This is a genomic window from Nocardioides agariphilus, assembly GCF_015352445.1.
Lineage (GTDB): Bacteria > Actinomycetota > Actinomycetes > Propionibacteriales > Nocardioidaceae > Nocardioides > Nocardioides agariphilus.
Window position 1 is genome coordinate 1 of sequence record NZ_JADKPO010000045.1, and the last position, 25,382, is coordinate 25,382.

Genomic DNA, 25,382 nt, shown 5'->3' on the forward strand with positions numbered 1-25,382 from the left:
ACGCTGGCCACGCCGGCTATGCCGATGACCTGCGACACGCTATGCCGATGTCTTGAGACACCCCATTCCGATGTCCTGAACCAGCACACCTACGGGCGCTCCTCGTCAATGTTGCCCTGACCTGGGAAGAGCTTGATATGCGGCCCAGAAGCCCCGGCCACAACCTTGCCCATGTCGGCCCGACCAGCGCCGGCATCGTGGCGTACAGGTCGCGACGTAGCAGTCGCCGAGGTCGGCAGGGTCGATGTGTAGACGCTGGGCGTGAAGGTGTAGACCATGCGGTCCTCCTGGGTGTGCGGCGACGTGCTGTCCGGGTTGCAGATGGCGCCTCAGGAAGAGGCAGAGACGAGTCCCGCTAATCGAGGCCGGGACCCAACCGCGCCACCCCTGGCGAACCGGTTCGTGCCGCCGCCGCGAGTTCTACGAGCAGCACCTGTTCGCGGCGGGGAAATTGACCGAGTTTTCGACCATTCCTGATGGCGTTTACCCAGGTCAGCGGGCCCGCGACCGGGTCCGAGCCCGCCGCAGCCTGTCCACAATGTCCCCGAGGTCTAGCAATTTTGCCTCACCATGGTGGTCATGACCGGGTACCTCTCCATCGCTGCAGGCTCTGCCGCGCTCGCGACGGCGGCGATGCTGATCCAGGCGCTCGGTATAGGGCTGGACAAGCTTGGGGACTTCATCGTGAAGGTCCACGGCGACCGGCGGGCCGATAAGGAGATGGACCACCAGCACCGCCTAGCGTGGTACGACCGCTTCGTCACTGAAGACCTGGACCAGGCCTATCCGGTCCTTGTGGATGTCGACCCGGCGCAACGCCCGAGCGAGCAGCCCGTTCCACTCGCCGGGGGCAACGTCGCCAGCCTCGAGGCTGGCCCACTTGTCCCGGCTGATCAGCGCCAACAGCGCCGCCTCCTTGCCGGCGGCTCGTAGGTTTCGCTCGATCGTGTCCTTCTCCTCAATGGCATTGGACTGCGCACCTCGGTAGCCGTCCGCGTCGAGGATGCCGACGACGTATCCCTCCGCTACCCGCTAGCCGCACGAGTGGCGCCTGAACCCCGGCCAGACGCTCTTCGAGAGTCGGCCGCGACGTTCGCCACCCCGGCGTCCCCTATCTCACGCTCCGGAACGCGTCGATGTTCGCGCCGATCCCCGGGGGCTCCAGCACGTCGCTTGATCGAGGTGCCCTCGCGTGGACTGCGGTTGTTACCCGCGACGCGTCTTCACGGGACGCCTGCCAGGCGTCCGCTCAGCGGCGTGAGTCGCCTCGGAGGTGCCTCGGACCGGCCGGCGGTTACGGTCAGTTGGGAAGTACCAGCACGGCAACCATCACGAGCCCAAGAACACCCACCACCATGGCGCCGCTCGCGCGTGGACGAGCGTATGCATCAACCTGCGGCGGACCAGGCCGCGGCTTAGAAGTGGTCGCGGATGTGGATCGGCCGGGGCGCCAGCACCCGGTCGAGCGCCTCGTCGTTCTCCATGCCGCCGGAGAGGTGTCCGGCCATCCGGAGGTTGGCGCAGGTCTGGGCGCCGGCCCAGGCCAGCGCGAGCCCGCCGGGTGTCAGGACGGGACCGTCGGCCGCCGCGGCCGGCGCGCAGGTGGCCTTCCCCCGTTCGATCACCAGGCGCCAGTCCCCGTTGGTCGTCCCGAGGTGATCCCCGGCGACGGAGAACGCGACGTCGCCGTCCACCGGCCAGTCGCGGCCGGCGAACGCGCCGGGTACGTCGTGCACGCGCAGCATGTACGGCTCGCGCTCCACGGCCTTCCAGTGCGCAGACGGGAGCGACAGCCGGGCCACGTCGTGGCCCGACGTATGCAGCCGCACCTGGCCGACCACGGTGCCGAACGACCCGAGCACGTGCCACAGGGCGCGGTAGGCGTCGCCGCTCAGCGCGAGGAGGTCGGAGACCTCGAGCGTCGCGTGGTCCCCGGACCCCTGGCCGCGCCGCCAGCTCGCGAAGCCGATCACGTCGCCCGCGTCGTCGACCGCGAGCGTGACTCCGGTGAACGCGTCGATGTAAGCCTTGGCATCGGCTGGGAACGCCGGGCCGCGGCGCGTGAGCGGGCCGTTCTGCGCTGCCGCCCAGGTGTCGTACACCCGACAGACCGCCTCGAAGTCGCCGGGCGTCGCCCGGCGGGTGCGCACGCCTGCCGGGGCACCGATCCGGGCCAGCGCTGCTGCGGGGACCTCGACCGTGTCGTAGGACGAGATCACCTCGTAGCCGAACTTGCGGTAGATCCCGGGCGCGGTGCAGAACATCGTCGACACCGCTTCCCCGCGCTCCCGCAGGCCGTCGTCGAGGGCTACCCGGAACAGTTCGTCGAGCAGCTTCGTGCCCCGCCGCTCGGCGGTCACCACGACGCCGGCGATGCCTCCGCTGGCTACGGCGCTGCCGCCGAACCACGAGTGGTACCCACGGGTTGCCAGCCGCGCCACAAGGTGGTCGTCGTCAAACGTGCCGAATGCGTGGTACCCGGGCCGCGGGGGGTCGTCGGCGCTCTGCGGCGTCGTGCCCGACGGTAGCTCGCCGAACGCTTCGTCGATGAGCGCGTCCGACTTGTCCAAGTCGCCCCGGGTGAGCGGTCGGGTGGTCAGGGGCATGGCCGCAGCCTAGGAGGCGTCGCGCCGTTCGCGCGGCAGTCACGTCGGGGGGCCTCCCTTGATTCCGATTCGACGTCCTCTCATCGGCATGACCGCGAACCATCAGCGGCATGAGCGGTCATTTCTGGGCGAGCGTGGGTCAGGTTCCAGATGCGAAAAGGACATCGAGATCGCGTTGCACCCGCAGGACAAACGGCTGGTTGGCCACGATGTCGAGCCCGGCCTCTTTGGCAGATCTCACTAGCCAACTCAGGGTGGCGTCCAGGGAGACGAACTCTTGGGGTGGCTTCAGCAGCCACAACCGACCGGGCGGACGTGACGTCAGGCCACACTCGGCGAGTAGCCGGTTGGCGTCTGCCTCCAACTCGAAGTAGTCGGCAGAGGACCAGGGCAGAGTTCGAAGCGGTTCGCCGTCGCACGCCACCTCCATGTGGCGTATCCGCGTGTCCGGTATCCAAGCTCGCGCAACGACGGGCCACACAGCAGGGAGGAATGTCCAAAGCGGCGCCTCCGGTGCAGGCTCAAAGCCCTGTTCTCGTGCCGCTCGGACCGCAGGTACTTCCAACGGATCATCAGAGTCCGTCGGCGAGAACCTCCCGTCGGGAATCCCACCAAGATGAAGGGGCTCGGTGTCTCCACCCCAATCAGCCGACTCCATGCAGGGAGTATGCAGGGAGTCTGGCATCTGCATTGTCGTACCTACCGCTCATCGGCATGATCGATCAGCGGCAGATGAGTGCATCTAGTCCCCGTCGCTCAACGCATACTTCAACGCATGAGGCTTCTTCGACAAGCCGCGGCGAACTGCCTGCTTGTTCTGCTCCTCGCGGGCGGATGCGGCGATGATGACGCGTTCGAATCCGGGACCGTCGTTGTCACGATCACGCTGTCGCGGTCCGGCGGCGTCGGGCCGGTACTCGATCACGTACCTCAGCCAGACATCGACGTGACCGTGATGGGAGAGGGAGACAGCTCGTGGTCCGACAAGACGGACCGTGATGGTCAGGCGAGTTTCACGGTCCCGCCCGGCGATTATCAGGTAGACACCGGCTTCTGTCCTGACGCTGCGAAGCAAGTCCGGGTCAAACGCAGTGGGACGGCGCAGGTCAGATTCGACTGCTTGGCCCCATGACCGCGATCCACCCAGGTTGGCATCCGCATCGGGATGACCGATCAGCGGCATGAGCGGGCGCATCTCTCCGGAACAGATGACAGCAGGTGATCGTCCAAGCGATCATGGGAGCCGTGTCAGGTGTGCGTGTAGTCGGCAAACTGACAGCGGCACTGCTCACGGTGGCGATAGGCACTGCGTGCGGTGCTAAGTCGGGTGAGTCGACAGTGGCCGAGCCTGTCGACGCGGCGACGGCCCAGAGTGGCCAGGACGGGATCGACCTCCTTGTGCAGCCCGGCACGCCTTGCCCTGGGGCTGTCCACGCCGACGCGATCAAGATCGCTGCGGTCAGCGAATCACCCGTGTACCTGCCCGCGAGCGGCGCGGATGAGGTGACGGAGGCTTGGCGGTGCGGCGACACCCCCGTGTTCATGTTCGGCGACATCCAACTTTCCTTCGAAAACGGGTGGAAGGACGTACCGATCCCGGAGAAGCTCCAAGACCTCGCCGACGACTACGGCGGCTCGGTGCAGAACGTTCAGGGGTTGAGTGCCTGGGTTGTTGCCGCCAGCCCCAACGACGGTGTGCTCATGGTCAAGGACGGCACGGCCATCCGACTTATTGCGGATGGTGATGTCCCGATCAAGGACCTCGTCGACTTAGCCGAGGGCCTCGACCTCACTCGTGCTGTCAACGCGTAGGCGTTGGCATCCGCTCAGCGGCAGTTCAGGACGTTTGCTAGGGCCGAGCCGGCGATGAAGATCGAGCGTGGTGGGCGCTGTGTCGGCCAGACTGGGCAATGTGAACGGGAACCGGCTGACCGAGTACGAGCGCTGGCAGGCCGACGTCGGCGCCTACACCGATCGGCTTGTCGGGGCCGTTGTCGCCTCCGGTCAGTACGCCGGCGCCGAGATCAGGCATGCGACGAGGGAGTTCATCATCTTTGCCATGGGCGAGCCGTCCCCTCCCGTGGCCGCCGTACTCCAGCAGGCGCCGGACATCGTTCGGATCACCTGGCGCCGCGCCCCGTACACACAGGCCGAGCTGACGAGCGAGATGCGACGCATCATGAGTCGGTTTCATGGCCGGCTCACCAGCGGCGGCGCTCGCCATGACGGGACCGGGATCGAGTGGACGACCACAGACGCCCAGCTGCTCGGAGCCCCCGATCCGCGGGCGGTTCTCGAATGCCGCTATCCAGTCACGATCGAATACGGGGAGCCACCCGTCACGCACTGATCCTCCGGCCGAGCGGAGCGCGCGGAACGCGGCAGACATCCGCGCGCTGTCGCGCGATCGGCACCGAGTTCCTCACGTTCGGGAACGTCAGTTCAACCACTTCGACTTCGACCACGGCTGGGGCTCGACCTCCTCGACCTACCGGTACATGCACATCGCCGGGGAGTGGGACCCGATCTTCGTCTACGGTTCTTCCAGTACGGCAACCCGTACGGCCAGCCACCGGGAGCTCCTTGACACGCGCACAACGCAAAGAACAACGCCGCCCACCACAGGATGCTCAGATGACCCGACACAGCGTATGGCCCGCGGCGTGCGCACTTACGCTGCTGGCCGGCTGCTCCGCAGGCACCGGAGCCCCACCCGGCCCGGACGCCGCGGCGTCCCCGACCGCCAGTGTCTCCTCGACCGGATCGGCTGGTCCGGCAGGGCCGCTGCAGGTGAGCCGCGTCGGCTCCATCGCGCTGCCGTTCGAGCAGGTCGGTCCGTTAGCGTTGTCGCACGACATCGCCGCTCTCCCTGCCAGCAGCAGCGGCCCGGACTGGAACCAGGTCGTGACCGTCGACGTAACGTCCGCCCAGACGCGATCGGTCGCCGACAGCGCGTGGGACGCCGGTCTCATCAACTGGGTCGCGGTCAGCGACGGCTGGGTCGCCTGGGTCGACCAGTCCTCGCGGCAGCGAGATGCGAACCCGAACGTGCTGTGGCGGGTATGGGCCCAGGACCTCTCCGGCGACCACAAGCAACTTCTCGCCAGCAACGGCCAGACCCCGGACCCGTTCGTGCCCCAGATCCATGGCGCTGAAGGACACTTCTTCTGGACCCAAGCCGAACACGACCGCAGCGCACGCGAGTACAGCTGGGAACCAGGAGCCGGCGCGCCGCGAACCGTTCTCCGGCACCAGGAGATGACTCCCGGCTCGGAGACATGGAGCGACGACCGGATCGTCTTCCTCGGCAAAGCCGGTGCACCGCACCAGGGGCACACCGTCGGCGGCGACTGCTGGTCATTGCCCGCCACCGGCGGGGAACCGGTCGCGCTCACGCACACGGCACTGGCCATGGGCTGTGCAGTCAAGGACGGATGGCTGGTCTGGTCGCAGCACATCGACCCGAACACCAAGAACCCGCCGCCGGACGGGATCCTCGATAACCCGTATGAGATGTGGGCACAAGCCCTCGACGGTGGCCAACCGCGGCGCCTTCACCGCGGCTACCTCTCGACCGGGTACCCGCAGGCCGGGTCCGGCTTCGCCGCCTGGAACGCCAACGCAGGCCGGCTGCTCCTGCACGCCCTCGACTCCAACGCGCAGCAGGTCGTGAGCCCGCCAGCGACCCTCCGGTACGTTGCCGGGGACGACGGACTGTTCGCTTTCCTCACCGGCGGCCAGGGCCGCAAGCCGGCCACATTGCACGTGGGCAAGGTGAACCGAGGCACGTGAGCCACCGTTCTGCCCTTGTTCGGACACGACCGCTCATCACCACGTCCGAAAGATCACGTGCATAACCCCGGATGAGCGGACGTCCGGATCTCGGCATGAGAGTGCGCTTGAGTGCTGCTGATTGAGGCGCCCGCGCCGCAGCACGGGGCAGCGCGTCACGGCCCTCGGTCAGCCGGGTGTCGGGTGAAGGTGGTGGATCCGTCGGCTTGGTGATGGGTGTCCCACTTCGGGTCGTGGGCCCGGCCGTGATGAAACGGGCAGAGGAGCTTTCCGTCGGCCAGGCTGGTATTGCCGCCTTGGGCCCAGGGTTGTCGGAAGTGATGGCCGTGGCAGAACGCCGCGGGCACGTGGCAGCCCTGGGCGGTGCACTCCTTGTCGCGCAGGTCCATCGCTTTGCGGAGGGCGGCTTTGAAGAACCGTTGCGCGCGGCCGAGGTCGAGGATCTCGGACTTCCCGTCGAGGACCGCGGGCAGGATCCCGGCCTGACAGGCCAGCCGGCGGGTCTGTGCGGCGGTGATGGTGTCACCGGTTGACGTGGTGGCTGTCCCGAGCCCACTGACGAGGGTCTGGTGGTCGATGGTGACCACGACGCTCGTGGCGGTCTGCCCGTGCTGGGGGAGGTCCTTCTCCAGCACGTTCTCGAGGAGGGACTCGAAGGCGATCCCGCGACGCCGTTCGACGGGCAGCGCCATGAAGTCGTCGTCGTTGGATGACCGTCTCGGGTTGGCGACGGCGTCGGTGTAGGCGCGGAGCCGGTTGGCGGCGTGGTCGGCGAGCCGAGCGTGGATGTCGGTGGTGCCGTCCCCGCGTCGGTGGAAGGACAGCCGGGTGGTGGTGGCGGCGCGCTCCTCCTCGGCCTCCAGCCGGCGCAGCTCGAGTTCGTCGGCGATGTCGGGGGCCAGGTGCTGCAAGACACTGCGGCCGAGGTGGCGCAGCTCGCGGGGTCCGAAGTCGGCGGACTTCTCGATCAGGTATTCCTCGACCTTCTCGACCAGCCCCTCGGGCAGGTCGGCGGGCAGCGCGTCGAGGGACTCGACGATCGCCCGGGTCTGGGCCAGGTTCACCCGCCCGGCAGCCAGAGCACCGGCGAGGACCGTCCACGTGGTGTCCAAAGCCTTCGCGAGCCCGGCACGATGGCGGACCGTGCCCTGGGCCTCCCCGGTCGCTTCAGCCACCCAGGTCGCGGCCGACCGGGCACCGGTGTCCTCGGCGACGTCGACCGAACCCGCGGCCAACAACGCCATGTCCAGCGCGTCAGCACGCGCCCGCAGCCGGCCCATCTCGACCAGCGCAGCCTTCTTCTCCCCCACGGACATGAAGATCGGGTCCACGTCGGCGACCTCGTCGAACGCGGCATGGATGGCCGCGATCGCCGAGAGCACCGGGTGGTTCATGTCTGAAATCCAAACAGAGACCACCGACACTCCGGCCCGAAAAGTGGCCGAAATCCCTTGTTTTGAGCGGGTCTGACGAAAATGGTGTCAAAGACACCTAGGCAGCCCTCACGGCCGAGGCAGGGTCCGACATCAGGAGGGCCCGATCCAGTTGCCCTGCTCGTCCCAGTGCTCGGCGACCTTCTTCGAGGGCTGCACGCGGGGTGGCTCGCCGGGCATCTTCGGGTAGTCCGGCGGGTAGCTGAGCTCGACCGAGCCCTGCTCCTCGAAGAGGTCGAGCAGCGGGGTGATGTCGTGGTGGACGTCGTCGATGCTGGCCCAGGGGTCGCCGTCGCGGACGCGGTCGGGAACGGTGAACAGGTTGTACTCCCCTGGGTCGCTGACTCCGGCCAGCTCCTCCCACGTCATCGGCGTGGAGACCGGCGCACCGGGGATCGGCCGCAGGGAGTAGGCCGAGGCGATGGTGCGGTCCCGGTTGTTCTGGTTGAAGTCCACGAAGATGCGTTCGCCGCGCTCCTCCTTCCACCACGCCATCGTGACGCCGCTGTCGCGCTTCTCGAGCTCACGACCGAATCCGATGGCGGCGTGGCGCACGTCGACGAACTCCCACCGGGGCTCGATCCGCGCGTAGATGTGCACGCCGCGGTTGCCCGACGACTTCACGTACGCCGTGATGCCGAGCTCCGCGAAGAGTTCACGCGCGACCCCGGCGACCCGGACCGCGTCGCTGAACGACGTACCGGGCTGGGGGTCGAGATCGATGCGCAGCTCGTCGGGGCGGTCCACGTCGGCACGTCGCACGGGCCAGGGATGGAAGGTCAGCGTGCCCATGTGCGCGCACCACACGGGGACGGCGATCTCGGTCGGGCAGATCTCCTCGGCCGTGCGGCCCGAGGGGAAGGTGATCGTCGCGGTCTCGAGGTAGTCGGGCGCGCCCTTGGGCACCCGCTTCTGGTAGAACGCGTCGGCGTCCTTGTCCATCGGCCCGGTCGCCAGCTTCATGCCCGGACGTACGCCGCTCGTCCAGCGTTCAAGAGCCGTCGGACGCTCGCGCAGCGCCCTCATCAAGCCGTCCTCGACGGACGCGAAGTACTGCGCGACCATCAGCTTGGTGACCTCCGGCGTGCGCTCGGTCGCCTCGTAGATCACCCGGTCGGGACTCGACACCCTGACCGTCCGGCCCCCGGCCTCGACCTCAGCCGCCGTCCCCTTCGCCATGTCGTCACCGTAAGCCACGCGAGTTGCTGGGCATTGCCACTCCGCGTAAGGGGGCCGTAAGCCGGAGCGCTCGGACGCCGTTGTCCGCCCGACTACCGTTGCGGGCATGGCCTACAACGTGGAGAAGACCGACGAGCAGTGGCGTGAGGAGCTCAGTCCGGCGGAGTACCAGGTACTCCGGCAGGCCGGCACCGAGCGGGCCTTCACCGGTGAGTACACCGACACCGAGACCAAGGGCGTCTACCGCTGCAAGGCCTGCCAGGCCAAGCTCTTCGAGTCCGACACCAAGTTCCACTCCGGGTGCGGCTGGCCGAGCTTCTACCAGCCGCTGAAGTCTGACGATGGGGCGGACACCATCCAGTACATCGAGGACACCACCCTCGGCATGAAGCGCGTCGAGGTGCGGTGCGCCAACTGCGGCTCGCACCTGGGTCACGTCTTCCCCGATGGCTACGGCACCCCGACCGGCGACCGCTACTGCATCAACTCGATCAGCCTCACTCTCGAGCCCGCCGACCAGCAGGACTGACCCGGACCCGACCTCAGCCCGCGGCAGACGCCAGGGCTGAGTGCACGAACACCAGGCCGTCGCCGTACGTCGCGTCGGCCCAGCCCTGGATGGTGCCGTCGTCGTGGATCACGTCGAGGACGACCAGGTTGTCGCCAGGCATCGTCGAGAGGGCACCGGGGACGGCGTTGAGCTCGTCGGCGATCGCCTCCAGCTGGGCCTGCGTGTGGTCCTCGGCTGCGCCGCTCGTCGGCTCCGGCCACGGCATCGGGTCGTACAAGGCTCCCGACACTGCCGACTGGGCGGTGAGGGTGGTGCCGTCGAAGGTGCCGGTGATCGCGAACGTCCCGAACCTCAGGTCGCTCCCGTCGTCGTAGTCGCCCTCGTGGTCGGCCCAGCTCCAGCCGGTGAGCGGCAGGCCGTCGCACTGCGGTGGGTACGACTCGGCGACCGGCCCCAGGCAGAAGCCGATCGCCCCGTCGGCCGAACCGTCGAGCACCGTGCCGAGACCCACGACCGGCCCGTCCGCCGCTGGGATCTCGGTCGGCATCGGAGGCGCCGAGCCGCCATCGGTCGCCGAGTCGGCGGTGTCGGTGCCGCAGGCGGCGACCAGGAGGAGGACGGAGACGGCGATGACCGAACGCATGGGCCTACGACGCCCGAGCCGTGGCCCGGGTTCCCGGCTCACGGCAGGCGCTGGACCAGGTCGGCCGGAGTGACGCGCGGGCCGGTGTAGAACGGCACCTCCTTGCGCACGTGCAGGCGGGCGCGCGAGGCCCGCAGGTGACGCATCAGGTCGACGATGCGGTGCAGCTCGTCGGCCTCGAACGCGAGGATCCACTCGTAGTCGCCGAGCGCGAAGCTCGCGACGGTGTTGGCGCGTACGTCGGGGTAGCCCCGCGCCATCTGCCCGTGCTCGGCGAGCAGCGCCCGGCGCTCCTCGTCCCCCAGCAGGTACCACTCGTAGGACCGCACGAACGGGTAGACGCACACGTAGGCGCGAGGCTCCTCGTCGGCCAGGAACGCCGGCACGTGGCTCTTGTTGAACTCCGCAGGACGGTGCAGAGCGACCTGCGACCACACGGGATCGAGCCGGCGGCCGAAGCTCGTACGGCGCAGCCGCTGGTAGGCGTCCTGGAGCTGCTCGACGTGCTCGGCGTGCCACCAGACCAGCACGTCGGCGTCGGCGCGCAGCCCGCTCAGCTCGTAGAGGCCGCGGACCACGACGTCATCGGCGGCCAGCTTGTCGAGCAGGTCGGCGAGCTCCCCACCCTCGGTCTCACGCCCCGACCCCGGGCCCTCCGCGCCGTAGGGGGACGCCATCCGGAACACCGACCACATCGTGTAGCGGATCGTGTCGTTGATCTCGCGCGTGCGGGCGGCGTTGGTCTTGCTGTCGTTCATGAGGTTCATTGTGCCCGCGTGAGTGCAACGACCGCCCGGTGGGCCGAGGCGATCACGGCCGGGATGCCGACACCGTCGTAGGCCGCCCCGCACACCGCGAGCCCAGGGATGCGGCCGACCTCGCTGCGGATCCGGGCGACGCGGTCGAGGTGACCCACGGCGTACTGCGGGAGCCCACCGCCCCAACGCTGCACGTGCGTGTCGATCGGCGTCGCCCCGAGACCGACCGCCTCGCCGAGGTCGCGCAGCGACGCGCTGACGAGCTCGTCGTCAGGCACCTGCAGCACCGACTCCTCGCGATGCCTGCCCACCGACGTACGCAGCACCAGGACCTCGCCGCCCGCGGCTCGCACCCAGTCCCACTTGTTGAACGAGAACGTCGAGGCCTTGATCGTTCGGCCGTCGACAGGAGGTACGAGGAAGCCGGATCCCGACAGCTCGGGCAGGTCGACGGCCCGGAAGGCCAAGGACACGACGGCCATGGAGGCGTACTCGACACCGGCCAGCTCGGCGGCCGCATGCGGAAGCAGGTCACGAAGCAGGCGGGCCGCAGGGGCAGCGGGCGTCGCGAGCACCACCTCGTCGGCGCGTACCTCCTCGGGTGCGGTCGTGGGTCCGACGACGAGCAGGAACCCGTCGGGAGCTCGGTGGAGCGCGCGCACCGGCGCATCCAGACGTACGTCGAGCCCTGAGGCCAGCGTGCCCGGCACGCGCCCGAGTCCCCCGGGGATCCCCGCGAACACCGCACTCCCGTCGCTCGCGGCCAGGGCGCTCGCCGCGGCCGCGACGAGGGACCCGCCACTCCACGCGACCAGCTGCGGCACGGTCGCGCGCGCCGACAGGTTGCGTGCGTGGCCCGCATAGACACCGCCGAGCAGCGGCTCGACCAGCCGGTCGACCACTTCATCTCCCAGGCGGCTGGCGACCAGCTCGCCGACCGACACGTCATCGGCGTCGTCGACCGCAGGTCCGGGCTGCTCTGCTCGCAGCCGATCGAGGCCGGTGTCGCTGAGCACGCCCGAGTCGGCGACCTGCGCGAGGTCTCCGGGCACCCCCATCACCGAGCGAGGCAGCGGTCGCAGCTCTCCCCGCGTCCAGACCGACGAGGACGTCGTGGCCGGGTGCACCACCTCCAGACCGAGTCCGCGGGCCAGCTCGATGCCCTCGGGACGCCGGGCCAGCATCGACTCGGCGCCGACATCGACGGCGATGCCGGCCACCTCACCGGTCAGCAGCTTGCCGCCGATGCGCGGCGACCCCTCGAGGACCACCACGTCGCGGCCGGTTGCCGCCAGCTCGCGAGCCGCGGCCAGGCCGGCGAGACCGCCGCCCACCACGACCGTGCGGCGAGTCAGCGCAGACATGGCCACAGCCTGGCACCCACCCGCGGGAACCGGTCCGCCCACCCCTGCGTCGTACGCCCATGCGCACGACTCGCCCGATGTCTGGATCCTTCGCGTTGTTGGCAGCAGGAGCCGCCGTCGCGGTCCTCTCCCTCACGGCCTGCTCGGGCAGCGGCGGCGACGCCGACGGCGGTGCTACCGCCGACATGGTGGCGCCCGCCGCGGGCGATGTACCTGCCGCCATGGAAGGCGGCGGCGCCGGTGCCCTGCAGGACGACGCGTCCGGCGGCGGTCAGGACTCCGGCAAGAGCAACCCGGACAACCCTGGCAACCCGGGCAGTGCCGTCAACGCAGCCGACCTCATCACCCAGCAGGCGCTCATCAAGACCGGCGCGGTCGCCTTGCGCAGCAAGGACGTGGGCAAGGCTCGCTACGACGTGCAGGTCATCGTCGACGCCCACAACGGCCAGGTCTCCGACGACAAGACCGAGACCGACAAGTCGGGATCACCGCTGCGCTCGCGCATGGTGCTGCGCGTGCCGGTCGCCGACTTCGACGACGTGATGGACGCCCTGGCCAAGGTCGGCACCTTGGCCTCCACCACCACCAGCTCCGAGGACGTCACCACCCAGCTGATCGACGTGCAGGCCCGGATCAAGGTGCAGCAAGACAGCGTCGACCGCGTGCGTCAGCTGTTGGCCCGAGCTGCGTCGATCCGCGACATCATGTCGATCGAGAACGAGCTGGCCAACCGCCAGGCCCAGCTCGACTCCCTGCTCCAGCAGCAGGCCTACCTGGCCGACCAGACCTCCATGTCGACGATCAAGGTCAACATCGCGCGCACAGCAGACGCCAAGAAGGCCACCCCCAAGAAGGACGACGACGGCTTCCTGGCCGGTCTGTCCTCGGGCTGGACCGGACTGAAGAAGACCGTCGTGGCCGTCGCCACCGTGGTGGGTGCCGTGCTCCCGTTCGCGGTCGTCGTGCTGCTGCTGGGGGTGCCGGTCTGGATCCTGGTCCGGCGCCTGCGCCGCCACCCGGCTCCGCCGCCTGCCGTCTCCCCCGCGCCTACGGACTGATCGGCAGCTGCTGCACGAACCTGGTGAGCTCCTCGAGCTGACCCGGGTCGGTGTCGGAGATGACGCCGTGACCCAGGTTGAAGACGTGGCCTCGCGCTGCGCGGCCGGCCTCGACGATGGCGGCAGCGCGCCGGGTCATCACCTCGGTCGGCGCGAAGACCAGTGTGGGGTCGAGGTTGCCCTGCACGGCGCGGTCGCCCACGAGCGGGATCGCGGTCGCCAGCGGCGTGCGCCAGTCGACGCCGACTACGTCGGCGCCGGCCTGGGCCATCAGCGGCAGCAGGCTGCCTGTGTTGACGCCGAAGTGGATGCGTGGCACACCGAGGTCCGCGACAGCGGCGAGCACCCGCGCGGAGTACGGCATCACGTACTCGCGGTAGTCCTCTGGCGTGCAGGCACCGGCCCAGGAGTCGAACAGCTGCACGGCCGAGGCGCCCGCTGCGACCTGGACCTCGAGGTAGGCAGCCGCGATGCCCGCGATCTTGTCCATCAGCGCGGCCCAGACATCCGGCGCACCGAACATCATCGCCTTGGTGCGTGAGTGCTCCTTGGACGGACCGCCCTCGACGAGGTAGGACGCCACCGTGAACGGAGCACCGGCGAACCCGATCAGCGGCGTGCCACCGAGCTCACCGACCAGGCGGCGCACGGACTCGGTCACGAAGGGCACGTGCTCAGCGGTGAGGTCGGGAATGGCCGCGACGTCCTCGAGGGTGCGCACCGGGTCAGCGACCACCGGTCCGACGCCGGGCTTGATGTCGAGGTCCACCCCGACGGCCTTGAGCGGGAGCACGATGTCGGAGAAGAAGATCGCGGCGTCCACGCCGTAGCGACGCACCGGCTGGAGAGTGATCTCCACGACCAGGTCAGGCGTCATGCAGGACTCCAGCATGCCCACGCCCTCGCGCAGCCGGCGGTACTCCGGCAGCGAGCGGCCCGCCTGCCGCATGTACCAGACCGGCGTGTGATCCACCGGCAGACCACGGGTTGCCCTGATGAACGCGCTGTCGCGGGGGTCGAACACTTCACCTGGCACGGGCGAATCGTCCCAGGTCAGTCGGCGTGTTCGCACATCGACGCTGGAAGACCGACCTACTGTTGGCGACATGGTGGTTCGACAGGAGACCCACCCGGGAACCGGTGCGGACTCGAGCCCGCCTGAGTTCCGGGCAGCGGTGGCCACCATGCGTGCTGCCCGGTTGCGGCCCGAGGTGTTCTGCGAGGAGATGCCCGCACCCCAGCGCATCGCCCCCTACGCGGCCGCGCTCACCGCCGACGTCACCGTCGAGGGCACCGATCTCGGCACCGGCCGGATCATCTTGCTCCACGACCCCGCGGGCAACGACGCCTGGGACGGCACCTACCGCTGCGTGGCCTATGCCCGGGCCGAGATCGAGCTCGACATGGTCTCCGACCCGATGCTCGCCGCGGTCGGGTGGTCCTGGCTCACCGAGGCGCTCGAGGCCCACGGCGCCGCCTACACCGCAGCCTCTGGCACCGTGACCCGGGTGGCCACCGAGAGCTTCGGCGGGATGGCCGAGGAGGGGGGCTCCGCCCAGCTCGAGCTACGAGCGTCCTGGACGCCCATCGCCGTCTCCGGTCCCACCGGGTTCGAGCTGAGTCTCGACGTAGCGCCCCATGTCGAGGCGTGGGGAGAGCTGCTCTGCACGGCGGTCGGCCTGGAGCCCGTCCCCGAAGGCGTCACCGCGATCCCCAGCCGGCGAGGGCAGCGCGGCGGTCCCGGCCGCTGACATGCCGCCCGCCGACACTCTTCCCCCAGAAGCTCCCGCTCCCGACGACGGACCTCCTCCCGCCCCGGCACCGATGCTGCAGCTGCGCGACGGGCTGCCCTCGGTCGTGCAGACCGTCGACGGGCTCGAGGCCGTCTGCGAGGCGATCCGCTCGGGCACCGGCCCGGTGGCCATCGACGCCGAGCGCGCGTCGGGCTACCGCTACTCCGCCCGTGCCTATCTGATCCAGCTGCGCCGCGAAGGCTCCGGCACCTTCTTGGTCGACCCCATCGCCTTCGACTCGGTCGCGCCGCTGCAAGAGGCGCTCGAGGGCACCGAGTGGATCCTGCACGCGGCCACGCAGGACCTGCCCTGTCTCAACGAGCTCGGCCTCTACCCCAGCAGCCTGTTCGACACCGAGCTCGCCGGGCGGCTGCTGGGCTACCCGCGCGTGGGCCTGGCGTCCTTGGTCGAGACCCTGCTCGGCAAGCGGATGGCCAAGGAGCACTCGGCGGTCGACTGGTCGACCCGTCCCCTCCCGGAGCCCTGGCTCGAGTACGCCGCCCTCGACGTCGAGGTGCTCGTCGAGCTGCGCGAGGTGCTCGGCGCCGAGCTCACTGCGGCCGGCAAGGACACCTGGGCCGCCGAGGAGTTCGAGTGGCTCAAGACCTTCACGCAGACCATCAAGGTCGACCAGTGGCGACGTACGTCGGGACTGCACAAGGTGCGCGGCCGCCGGGCCCTGGGCGCCGTACGAGCCTTGTGGACCACCCGCGACCAGATCGCAGCCGAGCGGGACGTGACGCCGAGCCGGATCATTCCCGACTCGGCCATCGTGGCGGCGGCTCTCGCGATGCCGACGACGCGCACGGCGCTCAAGGCCACCAAGGGTTTCTACGGACGCGGGGCAGATCGGTACGCCGGGCGCTGGGTCTCCGTGCTCGCCCAGGTGCGCGACCTGCCCGAGGCGCAGCTGCCCACGCGCACTCCTCGATCAGACGGGCCGCCACCTCCTCGTGCCTGGATCGACAAGGACCCCATCGCGGCTCGCCGCCTCCAGCTCGCGCGCGAGGCGATCGTCGAGACCTCCGAGCGACTCGCCGTCCCGGCAGAGAACCTGCTGACCCCCGACTTCCTGCGTCGGGTGCTGTGGAGTCCGCCGCAGACGCGGGAGGTCGAGCCGTTGACCCGCGCGATCTCGGTCGCCCTGCGAGACCTCGGCGCGCGCGCCTGGCAGGTACGGCTGGTCGCGCCGCTGGTCGCCGATGCCGTGCTCACCGCGGAGAGCGAGCCGCTGCCGCCCACAGTGCCGCTGGCCGATCCCGAGGACGTGGCTACGGACTAGCGCTGTCGGTGGGCGAGGACGTCTCAGGCGTCGGCGTCTGCGTCGGCGGGTTGAGGATCGGCTGGGACGCCGTGTCGATCTGCTCGCCGACGAGGGGGAGGTCGATGGTGGGCTCGGCGTAGAACAGCTCCTGCAGGTAGGGCGTGACCGCCGCCTCGAGCTCGTCCCAGGTGTCGAGCAGCGGCGGGATGACCATGCGCGAGACCGAGTCGTTGAAGACCGTGGCCGACAGCGGCAGCAGGCCGGGCTGGATGAAGGTGTCGGAGAAGGCGACCTCCTGGTTGACCGGCTGGAGGTAGCCCTCGCGCACCACCTGGGAGACGGCGTCGCCGCTGGAGGCATAGACCATGAAGTCGGCTGCGGTGGCCGGGCTCTCGGCGTCCTTGGAGGTGCACAGGGCGGTGATGTCGCCGACCGTGGCCTGGCCCTCGATCGAGGGGATGGGCATCACGTCGAAGTCGAGGTCGGTGACCTGCCGGAGCCGCGGCACCAGGGCGCGGGTGCCGGTGATCATGGCGACCTTGCCCTGCTCGAACCGCTCGACGGCCTTGTCCTGGTCGGCCTCGCCCAAGGTGATCTTGGGGTCGCGCAGCAGCTGGAGCACGGTCTCGAGCGCACCTTGGGTGTCGTCGCTGCCGAAGGCGAGCGAGGTGGGGTCCTCGTCGTCGTCGAACAGGTCGCCGCCGCCCGAGTAGATGAAAGGCGCCAGGCCCGTCATGGTCGGGTCGATGGCGACACCCTTGATGCCGCGTCCTGGCCGTGCTGCGAAGTTGGCGGCCGCGACGAACTGGTCCCACGACCACCGCTTGTGGTCGGAGTCGGGCACGTCGAGCCCGCGCAGCTCCATGCGGGCGAAGTCGACGAGGTCCTCGTTGTAGAAGACGACCTGGGGTGCGACGCCGTAGGGCATGCACTGCAGCCGGTTGTCGCTGCTGAACGCCTCGAGCGCCGCTCGGGAGTAGGCGTCGCCGAAGTCGACACCCCTCTCGTCGAGCAGCGAGTCGACGGGGCGGGTCAAGCCGTTGTCGACGAACCAGCTCAGGTCTCGCCGCGAGACGAGGAAGACGTCGGGCACCGGGTTGCCCTCCTCGATGTCCTTGCGCAGGCCGTCGTGGTGCAGGTAGGCGCTGACCGTGACCTCGGCACGGTCGTCGACGGTCTCGAACTGCTTGGCCATCGTCTGGTAGGCCGCGATCTCGTCGTTGCTGCCGAACACGCCGAAGGACAGCGCGATGGGCTCCTCGGCACTGCTGGGAGGCGGGCTCGTGGGCTCGGTCTGGGGCGTCGAACTGCTCGGATCGCCCGAGCAGGCCGCCAGGCCCGACACCAGTGTGGTGATCAGCAGGCAGCTACCGAGCGTGCGCGCCGCCGCCGTCCTCACCCGTGACCTCCTCTGGCAAACCCCGTCTGGCGTCCGCACTGTAATGCCCCGCGCAGACACCCAGCACGGACGGTAGCGATCACCCGGTGACGGGCCCGGACTCAGGCGAGCTCGACGTAGCGGCGCGCCTCGGTGACCACCTGCTCGAAGATCGCCTGGTCGAGGGCGGCGCCCTCGCGTCGGATGTCGGCTCGATCGAGGACGAGCAGCCGGTCCAGGCGCACCTCGCTGGGTCGGCCCTCGAGATCCCAGCCGCCTGAGCCGACGTCCATCCAGTACCGCCCCGAGGCGGCCTCCTGCTCCGCGTCGCGGTCGTGGTCCTTGCTCGTCAGCGGGAGGGCGAGCCACTTGCCCGCGGTGGCGCCCGTCCCCGGCGCCACGACGATCACCGGACGGTCCTTGCCCTGGCTCGGGTCGTCCTCATAGGGCACCCACGCCCAGACCACCTCTCCCGGGTCCGGCTCACCGTCGATCTCAGGGGCGTACGCGATCCCGGGCTCGTCATCCACGCCAGCCAGCCTAGAGAGGAGCGACCGAGCGCCAGCGAGGGAGTCGAGGAGGAAGACCGAGGGTCATAGCGAGCGAACAGCCGAGCTCCGCTCGGCCAAAGAATTGTGTGCCGGACCGGGAGCGCCTCACGGCGCGTGGCCGCTCGCAGCGGCTGATTTTGGGACCCGGGGCTGCCGCGGCCCGGCACACGTGATGAGTTTAGAGGGTCTGGCCGACGTGCGTGGAATTCTGTGCACAAACCACCTCGATGTCGAGAGGAGGTGGCGTTCAGCCGAGCTGCTGGTCCAGCTCCTGACGCGCGGAGCGCTCGAGCTGGTCGGCGAGCGTCTGCATGCGAGAGGCGTCGTCGGGCGAGGCGTCAGTGACCGCGCGCCCGGTGGCAACGACCCGGGCGAAGGCAGCCGCTCGAAACAGCACGTCAGCGAACTCCGAGACCGCGATGCCGCGCAGCACGTGGTCGACCATCGTCTTGAGCTCGTCGGGTCCGGGCGGGTCCGCGACTCCGGCGACCGACGACGCGACCTCGGCGTGAGCCCGTCCGGCCTCGAACTGACGCGCGACGCCGACAGGGTCGGCGTACACCCACTGGCGCAGCAGGAACAGCCGCCACAGGCAGCCGGCCAGCGAGTCCGCCGGGGCGCCGGACCACAGCTCGGCGATGGTCTCGATGCCCTCGGTCTCGGCGAGGTGGAGCAGCCGCTCGCCGACCTCCTCCTGGTCGGCGCCGCGGGCGCCGCGCACGATGATCGTGGCGGCCCGGTCGGCCGCCTCGGCGATCAGCGCGGGGTCGTCGCCGGCCTCGATGGCCGCGAAGAACCGGTCACCCGGTGTCATCGGCCGGTGGTGCGGGCGATCGGTCACACGGTCAATCTAGGACGCCTCGGTGAGCGCCTTGCGGATGCGCTGGTCAGACACCGAGTACGCCGTACCGAGCTGCTGGGCCCACAGGGAGATCCGGTACTCCTCCAGCATCCAGCGCACGCGCCGCAGCGCTGCCCCCGGTGGCCGCCCCTCGGGCAGGGCCGCGACCTGGTGGAGGTAGGACTCCTGCAGGTCGGCGACCTGGGCCATCAGCTGGGCGTCGCGCGCGACCTGGGAGTCGAGGCGCTCTCGCCGCTGGTCGACGGCGGCGAGGTACGTCGGGAAGCGGCGCAGCTGGTCAGGCCCGGCGTCGGCGACGAACCCGCGGGAGACGAGCCTGGCGACCTGGGCGCGCATGTCCTGCATCGCGGCAAGGGTCACGAGCTCGGCCCGCCCGCTGATCTGCTTCTCGGTCCGGCGCCACGCGTCGAGCACCTTCAGCACGTCGGCACGTACCTGCCCGATGCGCTCCCCCAGGACGTCGTCGAGCTCGGTGGCCAAGGCAGCGAACGCCGACTCGTCGCGAGCTGGCGGGTGAGCGTCGACGACGGACCCGGCCACGGCCGCTCGGATGTCGTCGACCAGCTCGGCGACGTTGGGATAGGGCGAGCCGGCCAGCCCCAGCTTGGCCGCGTTATCGAGGCCGTCCAGGGGATCGACCTCGCGCATGCCGAGCAGGAGCAGGCGGCGCACGCCGAGCCGGTGGCGCGCGTCGGCCTCGTCGGCCGAGCCGAAGACGCCCAGTCCCACCGAGGCTCCTTCGTCGACGAGCGCCGGGTAGCCGCGTACCTCGTGGCCGGCCCGTCGCTGGAGGATCGACTCCTCGATGGTGCCGAACGTCCAGGTCGTCCGGCCGCTGGCCGACAGCCCTGCCTCGGAGGCGACCTGCGCGAGCGCGGCGTCGAACTCCGGCTGCAGCGGCGCCTTCAGGGCCTCGAGGTCCTTGCCGCGCGCCTGCTCGGCACCGCCGTCGTCGAGCACCCGGTAGGTGGGCCGCAGGTGGTCGGGCACCTTGGCCCAGTCCCAGGCCTCGCGAGGCACGACCACACCGGTCGTCGACCTGAGATAGCGCTCCAGTGCGTCCAGCAGCGGCTCGTCTCCCGCCGGCACCCTGCTCAGGAACTCCTTGGCGGTGTTGGGCGCCGGTACGAAGGACACCCTCAGGTGCTTGGGCAGGCTGCGCAGCAGGCTGGTCACCAACTCCTCTCGCAGTCCGGGCACGTTCCACGAGAAGTCGTCGGCGTCGACGCGGTTGAGGGTCGCGACCGGTACGTCGATGGTCAGTCCGTCCTCGGGGGCGCCGGGTTGGAACACATAGCTGATCGGGAAGGTCAGCCCCTCGCTCTCCCACGCCTGGGGGTAGTCGCTCTCGCGCACCTCCTCGACCGTGTCGTGGGTGAGCATCGAGGGGTCGAAGGTCAGCAGGTCCGGGTCGCGCCGCCGCACCTGCTTCCACCAGGAGTCGAAGTGGGCGCCACTGACGACCTCGGGGCCAATGCGCGCGTCGTAGAAGTCGAACAGTGTGTGCTCGTCGACCACGATGTCGCGACGCCGGGCGCGGTGCTCGAGCTCCTCGGCCTCCTCCAGTAGCCGGAGGTTCTCCCGGTAGAACTTGTGGTGGCCATGAACAAGCGCAGGCCACTCGCCATAGACCAGAGCGTGGCGGATGAACATCTCGCGGCTCAGCGCCTGGTCGATGCGGCCGTACTGCACCAGGCGGTCGGTGACGAGCGGTACGCCGTACAGGGTCACGCGCTCGTAGGCCATCACTGCCGCGCGCTTCTTGGACCAGTGCGGCTCGGAGTAGGTGCGCTTGACCAGGTGCGCGCCGATCCGCTCGGCCCACTCCGGGTTGATCGCGGCGTTCTGCCGGGCCCAGAGCCGGCCGGTCTCGACGAGCTCGCCGGCCATCAGGTACGCCGGGTTGGCACCCTTCAGCCCGCTGCCGGGGAAGATCGCGAACCGGCTGTTGCGGGCGCCGAGGTACTCACGCGGGCCCCGCCCCTTGCGGTCACGTTCCTCGAGCGCCCCGATGTGGCTGAGCAGCCCGGCCAGCAGGGACTGGTGGATCGCGTCGTCGTCAGGTTCACCGGACGGCTTCCCGAGGTCGATCTTCATCTCTCTGCACACCTGGCGTAGCTGGGACTCGAAGTCCTGCCACTCGCGGACCCTCAGGTAGTTGAGGTACTCGCGCTTGCACATCCGCCGGAAGGCACTGCCCGAGAGATCGCGCTGCTGCTCGCGCAGATAGCGCCAGAGGTTCAGCCAGGTCAGGAAGTCCGACTTCTTGTCGGTGAACCGCGCATGCTGCTGGTCGGCCTGCGGCCGTTGCTCGACGGGTCGCTCACGAGGGTCCTGCAGGGACAGCGCGGCGGCGATCACCAGCACGTCGCGGACGACGCCGAGCCGCTCGGCCTCGAGGATCATCCGGCCGAGACGGGGGTCGATCGGAAGTCTCGCCAGGCGTTGCCCGACCTTGGTGAGCCGATGCCTGCCATCGGTGGTCGAGCTTGTCGAGACCACCGCCCCCAGCTCCTCGAGCAGCTGCACGCCGTCGGTGATGTTCCGCTTGTCGGGTGGGTCGACGAAAGGGAAGCGCCCGATGTCTCCGAGTCGCAGCGAGGTCATCTGCAAGATCACCGAGGCGAGGTTGGTGCGCAGGATCTCGGGGTCGGTGAAGACAGGCCGCGACTCGTAGTCCTCCTCGGAGTAGAGCCGGATCGCGACGCCGGCCTCGACCCGACCGCATCGTCCCGACCGCTGGCGCGCAGATGCCTGGCTGATCGCCTCGATGGGGAGCCGCTGGACCTTGGTGCGTGCGGAGTAGCGCGAGATGCGCGCCACGCCCGAGTCGACGACGTACCGGATGCCGGGCACGGTCAGCGACGTCTCGGCGACGTTGGTGGCCAGCACGATCCGACGACCGGCGTGGCTGGAGAACACCCGATGCTGCTCGGCGGCCGAGAGGCGTGAGTACAGCGGCACGATCTCGTCACCCGATCGCTCCCCGGCCAGTACCTCGGCGGTGTCGCGGATCTCCCGCTCCCCGGGCAGGAACACCAGGATGTCGCCAGGTCCCTCGCGACTGAGCTCGGCGCACGCCTGGACGATCGCCTCGGTCTGGTCGCGCACGATCGCCTCGCCCTCCTCGTCCTCCTCGGGGAGCTCGACCAGCGGGCGATACCTGATCTCGACGGGGTACGTGCGGCCGGACACCTCGACGATCGGTGCGGGGTTCCCTCGCCGGTCCGCGAAGTGCTGGGCGAACCGCTGGGGGTCGATGGTCGCGCTGGTGATGATCAGCTTCAGGTCGGGCCGGCGGGGCAGCAGGCGCTTGAGATAGCCGAGCAGGAAGTCGATGTTGAGGCTGCGCTCGTGGGCCTCGTCGATGATGATCGTGTCGTACTTCTTGAGGTCGCGATCCCGCTGGAGCTCGGCCAGCAAGATGCCGTCGGTCATCAGCTTGATCCGGCTCGACCGGCTCGTCTTGTCGGTGAACCGCACCTGGTACCCGACCTCGTCGCCCAGCTCGGTCTTCAGCTCGCTCGCGATCCGCTCGGCGACTGATCGAGCAGCGATCCGGCGCGGCTGCGTGTGGCCGATGATCGCGCTGTTGCCGCCCTTGCCGCGGCCGAGCTCGAGGCAGATCTTCGGCAGCTGCGTGGTCTTGCCCGACCCGGTCTCGCCCGCGACCACGACCACCTGGTGGTCGCGGATGGCGGCGGCGATGTCGTCACGGCGCTGCGAGACCGGCAGCTCCGGCGGGAAGGTGATGTCCACGGCGGCGTCCATCGTGCCAGGACCTGCCAGGCCCGCGCCTGCTGGTTCTTGAACAGGGTTCTCACAGAGAACACACAGGAACTTGGACGAGGCTGTGCCTCATGGCACTCACCCGCCCCGATGGGTCCCCGCTGCGCGTGCTCGTCGTCGACGACGAGGTCAACATCGCCGAGCTGATCTCCATGGCACTGCGCTACGAGGGGTTCGAGGTCGCCACGGCCCACACCGGCAGCAAGGCGGTCGCGGCGGCCAAGACGTTCCGCCCCGACTCGGTCGTTCTCGACATGATGCTTCCCGACTTCGACGGGATGGAGGTCATGCGCCGGATGCGGAGCAGCGACCCAGGGGTGCCGGTCTTGTTCCTGACGGCGCGCGACTCGGTCGAGGACCGCGTCGCCGGGCTCACCGCCGGCGGTGACGACTACGTGACCAAGCCGTTCTCCCTCGAGGAGGTGGTGGCCCGCCTGCGCGCGCTGATGCGTCGTACCGGCGCGCACGAGGCTGCTCCGTCGTCGGTGCTGGTCGTCGGTGACCTCCTGATGGACGAGGACAGCCGGGAGGTGACCCGCGATGGTGCCGACATCTCGCTGACGGCGACCGAGTTCGAGCTCCTGCGGTTCTTGATGCGCAACCCCAAGCGGGTGCTGTCCAAAGCCCAGATCCTCGACCGCGTGTGGAACTACGACTTCGGCGGTCAGGCCAACGTCGTGGAGCTCTACATCTCCTACCTGCGCAAGAAGGTCGACGCCGGTCGCGAGCCGATGATCCACACGATGCGCGGCGCGGGCTACGTGCTGAAGCCGGCCACCGCCGACGCGGGCTGATCGTGAGCCGCTTCCGATCGCTCACCTCGCGACTGGTGCTCACGGCAGTCGCCCTGGTGGCACTGGTGTCGCTGGTCGCGGGAACGGCCACCACGCTCGCCGTGCGCGACCAGCTGTTGGGTCAGCTCGATGCCAAGGTGCACTCCTCCATCCGTCGCGTCGAGCCACCCGGCGACCGGGACGACGACGGACCGCGCGCCGGCGTCATCGGCAACCAGGGTCCGGGCACGCTCATCGCCTACTTGTTGCCGACTCCGTACGGCGAGGTGCTCGGCGAGAGTCCTGGCGACGAGACCGTGCTCACCGACGCGGCGCTGGCGGCTCTCGCCGACGTGTCGACCGACGGAGAGGTGCACGACGTGTCCGTCCCGGGGGTTGGCAACTACCGGGTGACCGCCGTCAAGGCAATCATCAACGGCAGCCCGGGGGTGGTCGTGACCGGCCTCCCGACCGCCGACGTGGACCAGCTCGTGCAGTCGCTCGTCATCACCGAGGTCTTGCTGCTGCTACTTGCCCTGCTCGCCGCCGGGGGCATCGGCTCGGTGCTGGTCCGCCGTCAGCTACGGCCACTACGAGAAGTCGCGGCCACCGCGCACGCGGTCTCCGAGCTGCCGCTGGCATCCGGCGCGATCACGCTCGACGAGCGGGTGCCGGCGCACCTGACCGACGTACGCACCGAGGTCGGTCAGGTCGGCGCAGCGCTGAACACGATGCTCGACCACGTGGGCTCCTCGTTGGAGGCACGGCATCGCAGCGAACAGCAGGTGCGTCAGTTCGTGGCCGATGCGTCCCACGAGCTGCGCACCCCGCTGACCACGATCGCCGGCTACACAGAGCTGGCGCGCAGCCGCCCCGACGACAAGGCCGCCGCTGACACGGCCCTGGCCAAGGTCGAGGAGGAGTCGGGCCGGATGACCGCCCTCGTCGAGGACTTGTTGCTCCTGGCCCGGCTCGACTCCGGACGGCCGCTGGCCAGCGAGCCCGTCGACCTCACCCGGCTGCTGGTCGAGGCGGTCTCCGATGCGCGGGTCCTCGCGCCCGACCACCTCTGGCGGCTGTCCCTGCCCGAGTCGTCGGTCGAGGTCATCGGCGACGAGCAGCGACTGCACCAGGTCGTGACCAATCTGCTGGCCAACGCCCGCAAGTACACGCCCGCGGGCACGACCATCACCGTCTCCGCCCACCCCGGCGGCTTCTCCGTCCATGACGACGGACCGGGCTTCCCTCCGGACCTGGTCCCCCACGCGTTCGAGCGGTTCGCCCGCGGCGACGCGGCCCGGGTGCGCGCGGGGAAGGCTGGCGGCTACGGCCTCGGACTGTCCCTCGTCGACGCGATCGTCACCGCCCACGGTGGCCGCGTCAGTCTGCGCTCGGTTCCCGGCGACACGACGGTCACGGTGGACCTGTCGCCATCTGCTGGTTGAGGAGGTCGCGCCAGCGACCCGACGCCCGCTGGCTGAGGAGGTCGCGCTAGCGACCGTCTCGAAACCAGCCGAGGAGGTTCTGCCGGTTGAGGAGGTCGCGCTAGCGACCGTCTCGAAACCAGCCGAGGAGGTTCTGCTGGTTGAGGAGGTCGCGCTAGCGACCGTCTCGAAACCAGCCGAGGA

23 protein-coding genes are annotated in these 25,382 nt (G+C 69.6%); 10 read left to right on the forward strand and 13 right to left on the reverse strand.

Annotated elements, in window-relative coordinates:
• Positions 1–579 precede the first annotated feature (579 nt).
• Entirely contained in the window at positions 580–933 is a 354-nt protein-coding gene (locus ISU10_RS21205; RefSeq protein WP_194698447.1) for a hypothetical protein, read from the forward strand.
• Between the two features lie 482 nt (positions 934–1,415).
• On the opposite strand, the gene ISU10_RS21210 is transcribed toward ISU10_RS21205, so the two are convergent.
• The 3 genes from ISU10_RS21210 to ISU10_RS21215 all read right to left on the reverse strand — a co-directional run bounded on the left by ISU10_RS21210 (position 1,416) and on the right by ISU10_RS21215 (position 3,789).
• Positions 1,416–2,606, reverse strand: a complete 1,191-nt coding sequence (locus ISU10_RS21210) for a GNAT family N-acetyltransferase (RefSeq protein ID WP_194698448.1) — start codon at positions 2,604–2,606, stop codon at positions 1,416–1,418.
• A 139-nt stretch (positions 2,607–2,745) separates the two neighbouring features.
• Positions 2,746–3,297, reverse strand: coding sequence for a DUF5956 family protein (locus ISU10_RS24275; RefSeq protein ID WP_370865769.1), 552 nt, complete (start codon positions 3,295–3,297; stop codon positions 2,746–2,748).
• 51 nt (positions 3,298–3,348) lie between these two features.
• A complete protein-coding gene (locus ISU10_RS21215) occupies positions 3,349–3,789 on the reverse strand; it encodes a hypothetical protein (protein WP_194698449.1) in 441 nt (146 codons plus the stop codon).
• A gap of 35 nt (positions 3,790–3,824) precedes the next feature.
• On the opposite strand from ISU10_RS21215, the gene ISU10_RS21220 reads away from it, so the two are divergent.
• The 3 genes from ISU10_RS21220 (at position 3,825) to ISU10_RS21230 (ending at position 6,398) form a co-directional block, all read left to right on the forward strand.
• Complete coding sequence (locus ISU10_RS21220; protein WP_194698450.1) at positions 3,825–4,418, forward strand: hypothetical protein; 594 nt, start codon at positions 3,825–3,827, stop codon at positions 4,416–4,418.
• Positions 4,419–4,518: 100 nt separating this feature from the next.
• A complete protein-coding gene (locus tag ISU10_RS21225; RefSeq protein WP_194698451.1) occupies positions 4,519–4,956 on the forward strand; it encodes a hypothetical protein in 438 nt (145 codons plus the stop codon).
• A gap of 284 nt (positions 4,957–5,240) precedes the next feature.
• Positions 5,241–6,398 (forward strand): hypothetical protein, encoded by a 1,158-nt coding sequence (locus tag ISU10_RS21230; protein WP_194698452.1) that lies wholly within the window; start codon positions 5,241–5,243, stop codon positions 6,396–6,398.
• 155 nt (positions 6,399–6,553) lie between these two features.
• On the opposite strand, the gene ISU10_RS21235 is transcribed toward ISU10_RS21230, so the two are convergent.
• Complete coding sequence (locus tag ISU10_RS21235) at positions 6,554–7,792, reverse strand: HNH endonuclease signature motif containing protein (RefSeq protein ID WP_194698453.1); 1,239 nt, start codon at positions 7,790–7,792, stop codon at positions 6,554–6,556.
• A 132-nt stretch (positions 7,793–7,924) separates the two neighbouring features.
• On the reverse strand, positions 7,925–9,010 hold the full coding sequence (locus ISU10_RS21240) for a DNA polymerase domain-containing protein (protein WP_194698454.1): 1,086 nt from the start codon (positions 9,008–9,010) through the stop codon (positions 7,925–7,927).
• 106 nt (positions 9,011–9,116) lie between these two features.
• Between ISU10_RS21240 and msrB the strand changes: the two genes are divergently transcribed.
• Complete coding sequence (gene msrB / locus ISU10_RS21245) at positions 9,117–9,539, forward strand: peptide-methionine (R)-S-oxide reductase MsrB (protein WP_194698455.1); 423 nt, start codon at positions 9,117–9,119, stop codon at positions 9,537–9,539.
• A gap of 13 nt (positions 9,540–9,552) precedes the next feature.
• On the opposite strand, the gene ISU10_RS21250 is transcribed toward msrB, so the two are convergent.
• From ISU10_RS21250 to hemG, 3 genes are read right to left on the reverse strand one after another with little or no spacing between them, the layout of a single operon-like run.
• Positions 9,553–10,164 carry a hypothetical protein gene (locus ISU10_RS21250; protein ID WP_194698456.1) on the reverse strand — a complete coding sequence of 204 codons (612 nt, stop codon included), beginning with the start codon at positions 10,162–10,164 and terminating at the stop codon, positions 9,553–9,555.
• Positions 10,165–10,202: 38 nt separating this feature from the next.
• Positions 10,203–10,922, reverse strand: coding sequence for a hydrogen peroxide-dependent heme synthase (gene hemQ, locus ISU10_RS21255; protein WP_228501618.1), 720 nt, complete (start codon positions 10,920–10,922; stop codon positions 10,203–10,205).
• Positions 10,923–10,927: 5 nt separating this feature from the next.
• Complete coding sequence (hemG, locus tag ISU10_RS21260; RefSeq protein ID WP_194698458.1) at positions 10,928–12,286, reverse strand: protoporphyrinogen oxidase; 1,359 nt, start codon at positions 12,284–12,286, stop codon at positions 10,928–10,930.
• A gap of 77 nt (positions 12,287–12,363) precedes the next feature.
• On the opposite strand from hemG, the gene ISU10_RS21265 reads away from it, so the two are divergent.
• Positions 12,364–13,344: a DUF4349 domain-containing protein gene (locus ISU10_RS21265; RefSeq protein ID WP_194698459.1), complete on the forward strand. Its 981-nt coding sequence runs from the start codon at positions 12,364–12,366 to the stop codon at positions 13,342–13,344.
• On the opposite strand, the gene hemE is transcribed toward ISU10_RS21265, so the two are convergent.
• A complete protein-coding gene (gene hemE, locus ISU10_RS21270) occupies positions 13,334–14,380 on the reverse strand; it encodes a uroporphyrinogen decarboxylase (protein WP_370865770.1) in 1,047 nt (348 codons plus the stop codon). The genes ISU10_RS21265 and hemE overlap by 11 nt on opposite strands.
• Before the next feature lie 70 nt (positions 14,381–14,450).
• Here hemE and ISU10_RS21275 point away from each other — a divergent pair, with 70 nt between their 5' ends.
• Both ISU10_RS21275 and ISU10_RS21280 read left to right on the forward strand, forming a co-directional pair.
• Positions 14,451–15,095: a DUF3000 domain-containing protein gene (locus ISU10_RS21275; protein ID WP_194698461.1), complete on the forward strand. Its 645-nt coding sequence runs from the start codon at positions 14,451–14,453 to the stop codon at positions 15,093–15,095.
• 73 nt (positions 15,096–15,168) lie between these two features.
• Complete coding sequence (locus ISU10_RS21280) at positions 15,169–16,419, forward strand: ribonuclease D (RefSeq protein WP_306442261.1); 1,251 nt, start codon at positions 15,169–15,171, stop codon at positions 16,417–16,419.
• Here ISU10_RS21280 and ISU10_RS21285 read toward each other — a convergent pair.
• The 4 genes from ISU10_RS21285 to hrpA form a co-directional block, all read right to left on the reverse strand.
• Complete coding sequence (locus tag ISU10_RS21285; RefSeq protein ID WP_194698463.1) at positions 16,409–17,800, reverse strand: ABC transporter substrate-binding protein; 1,392 nt, start codon at positions 17,798–17,800, stop codon at positions 16,409–16,411. The two genes, ISU10_RS21280 and ISU10_RS21285, sit on opposite strands and share 11 nt — an antisense overlap.
• 101 nt (positions 17,801–17,901) lie before the next feature.
• Positions 17,902–18,309 carry a type II toxin-antitoxin system PemK/MazF family toxin gene (locus ISU10_RS21290; RefSeq protein WP_370865771.1) on the reverse strand — a complete coding sequence of 136 codons (408 nt, stop codon included), beginning with the start codon at positions 18,307–18,309 and terminating at the stop codon, positions 17,902–17,904.
• Between the two features lie 268 nt (positions 18,310–18,577).
• The gene (locus ISU10_RS21295; protein WP_370865772.1) at positions 18,578–19,171 is read right to left on the reverse strand and encodes a hypothetical protein; all 594 of its coding nucleotides are present in this window, start codon (positions 19,169–19,171) and stop codon (positions 18,578–18,580) included.
• Positions 19,172–19,180: 9 nt separating this feature from the next.
• Positions 19,181–22,963, reverse strand: a complete 3,783-nt coding sequence (hrpA, locus tag ISU10_RS21300; protein ID WP_194698464.1) for an ATP-dependent RNA helicase HrpA — start codon at positions 22,961–22,963, stop codon at positions 19,181–19,183.
• An 89-nt stretch (positions 22,964–23,052) separates the two neighbouring features.
• Between hrpA and ISU10_RS21305 the strand changes: the two genes are divergently transcribed.
• Both ISU10_RS21305 and ISU10_RS21310 read left to right on the forward strand, forming a co-directional pair.
• A complete protein-coding gene (locus tag ISU10_RS21305) occupies positions 23,053–23,775 on the forward strand; it encodes a response regulator transcription factor (RefSeq protein ID WP_194698465.1) in 723 nt (240 codons plus the stop codon).
• A 2-nt stretch (positions 23,776–23,777) separates the two neighbouring features.
• On the forward strand, positions 23,778–25,199 hold the full coding sequence (locus tag ISU10_RS21310; protein WP_194698466.1) for a sensor histidine kinase: 1,422 nt from the start codon (positions 23,778–23,780) through the stop codon (positions 25,197–25,199).
• The last annotated feature ends 183 nt before the right edge of the window (positions 25,200–25,382 follow it).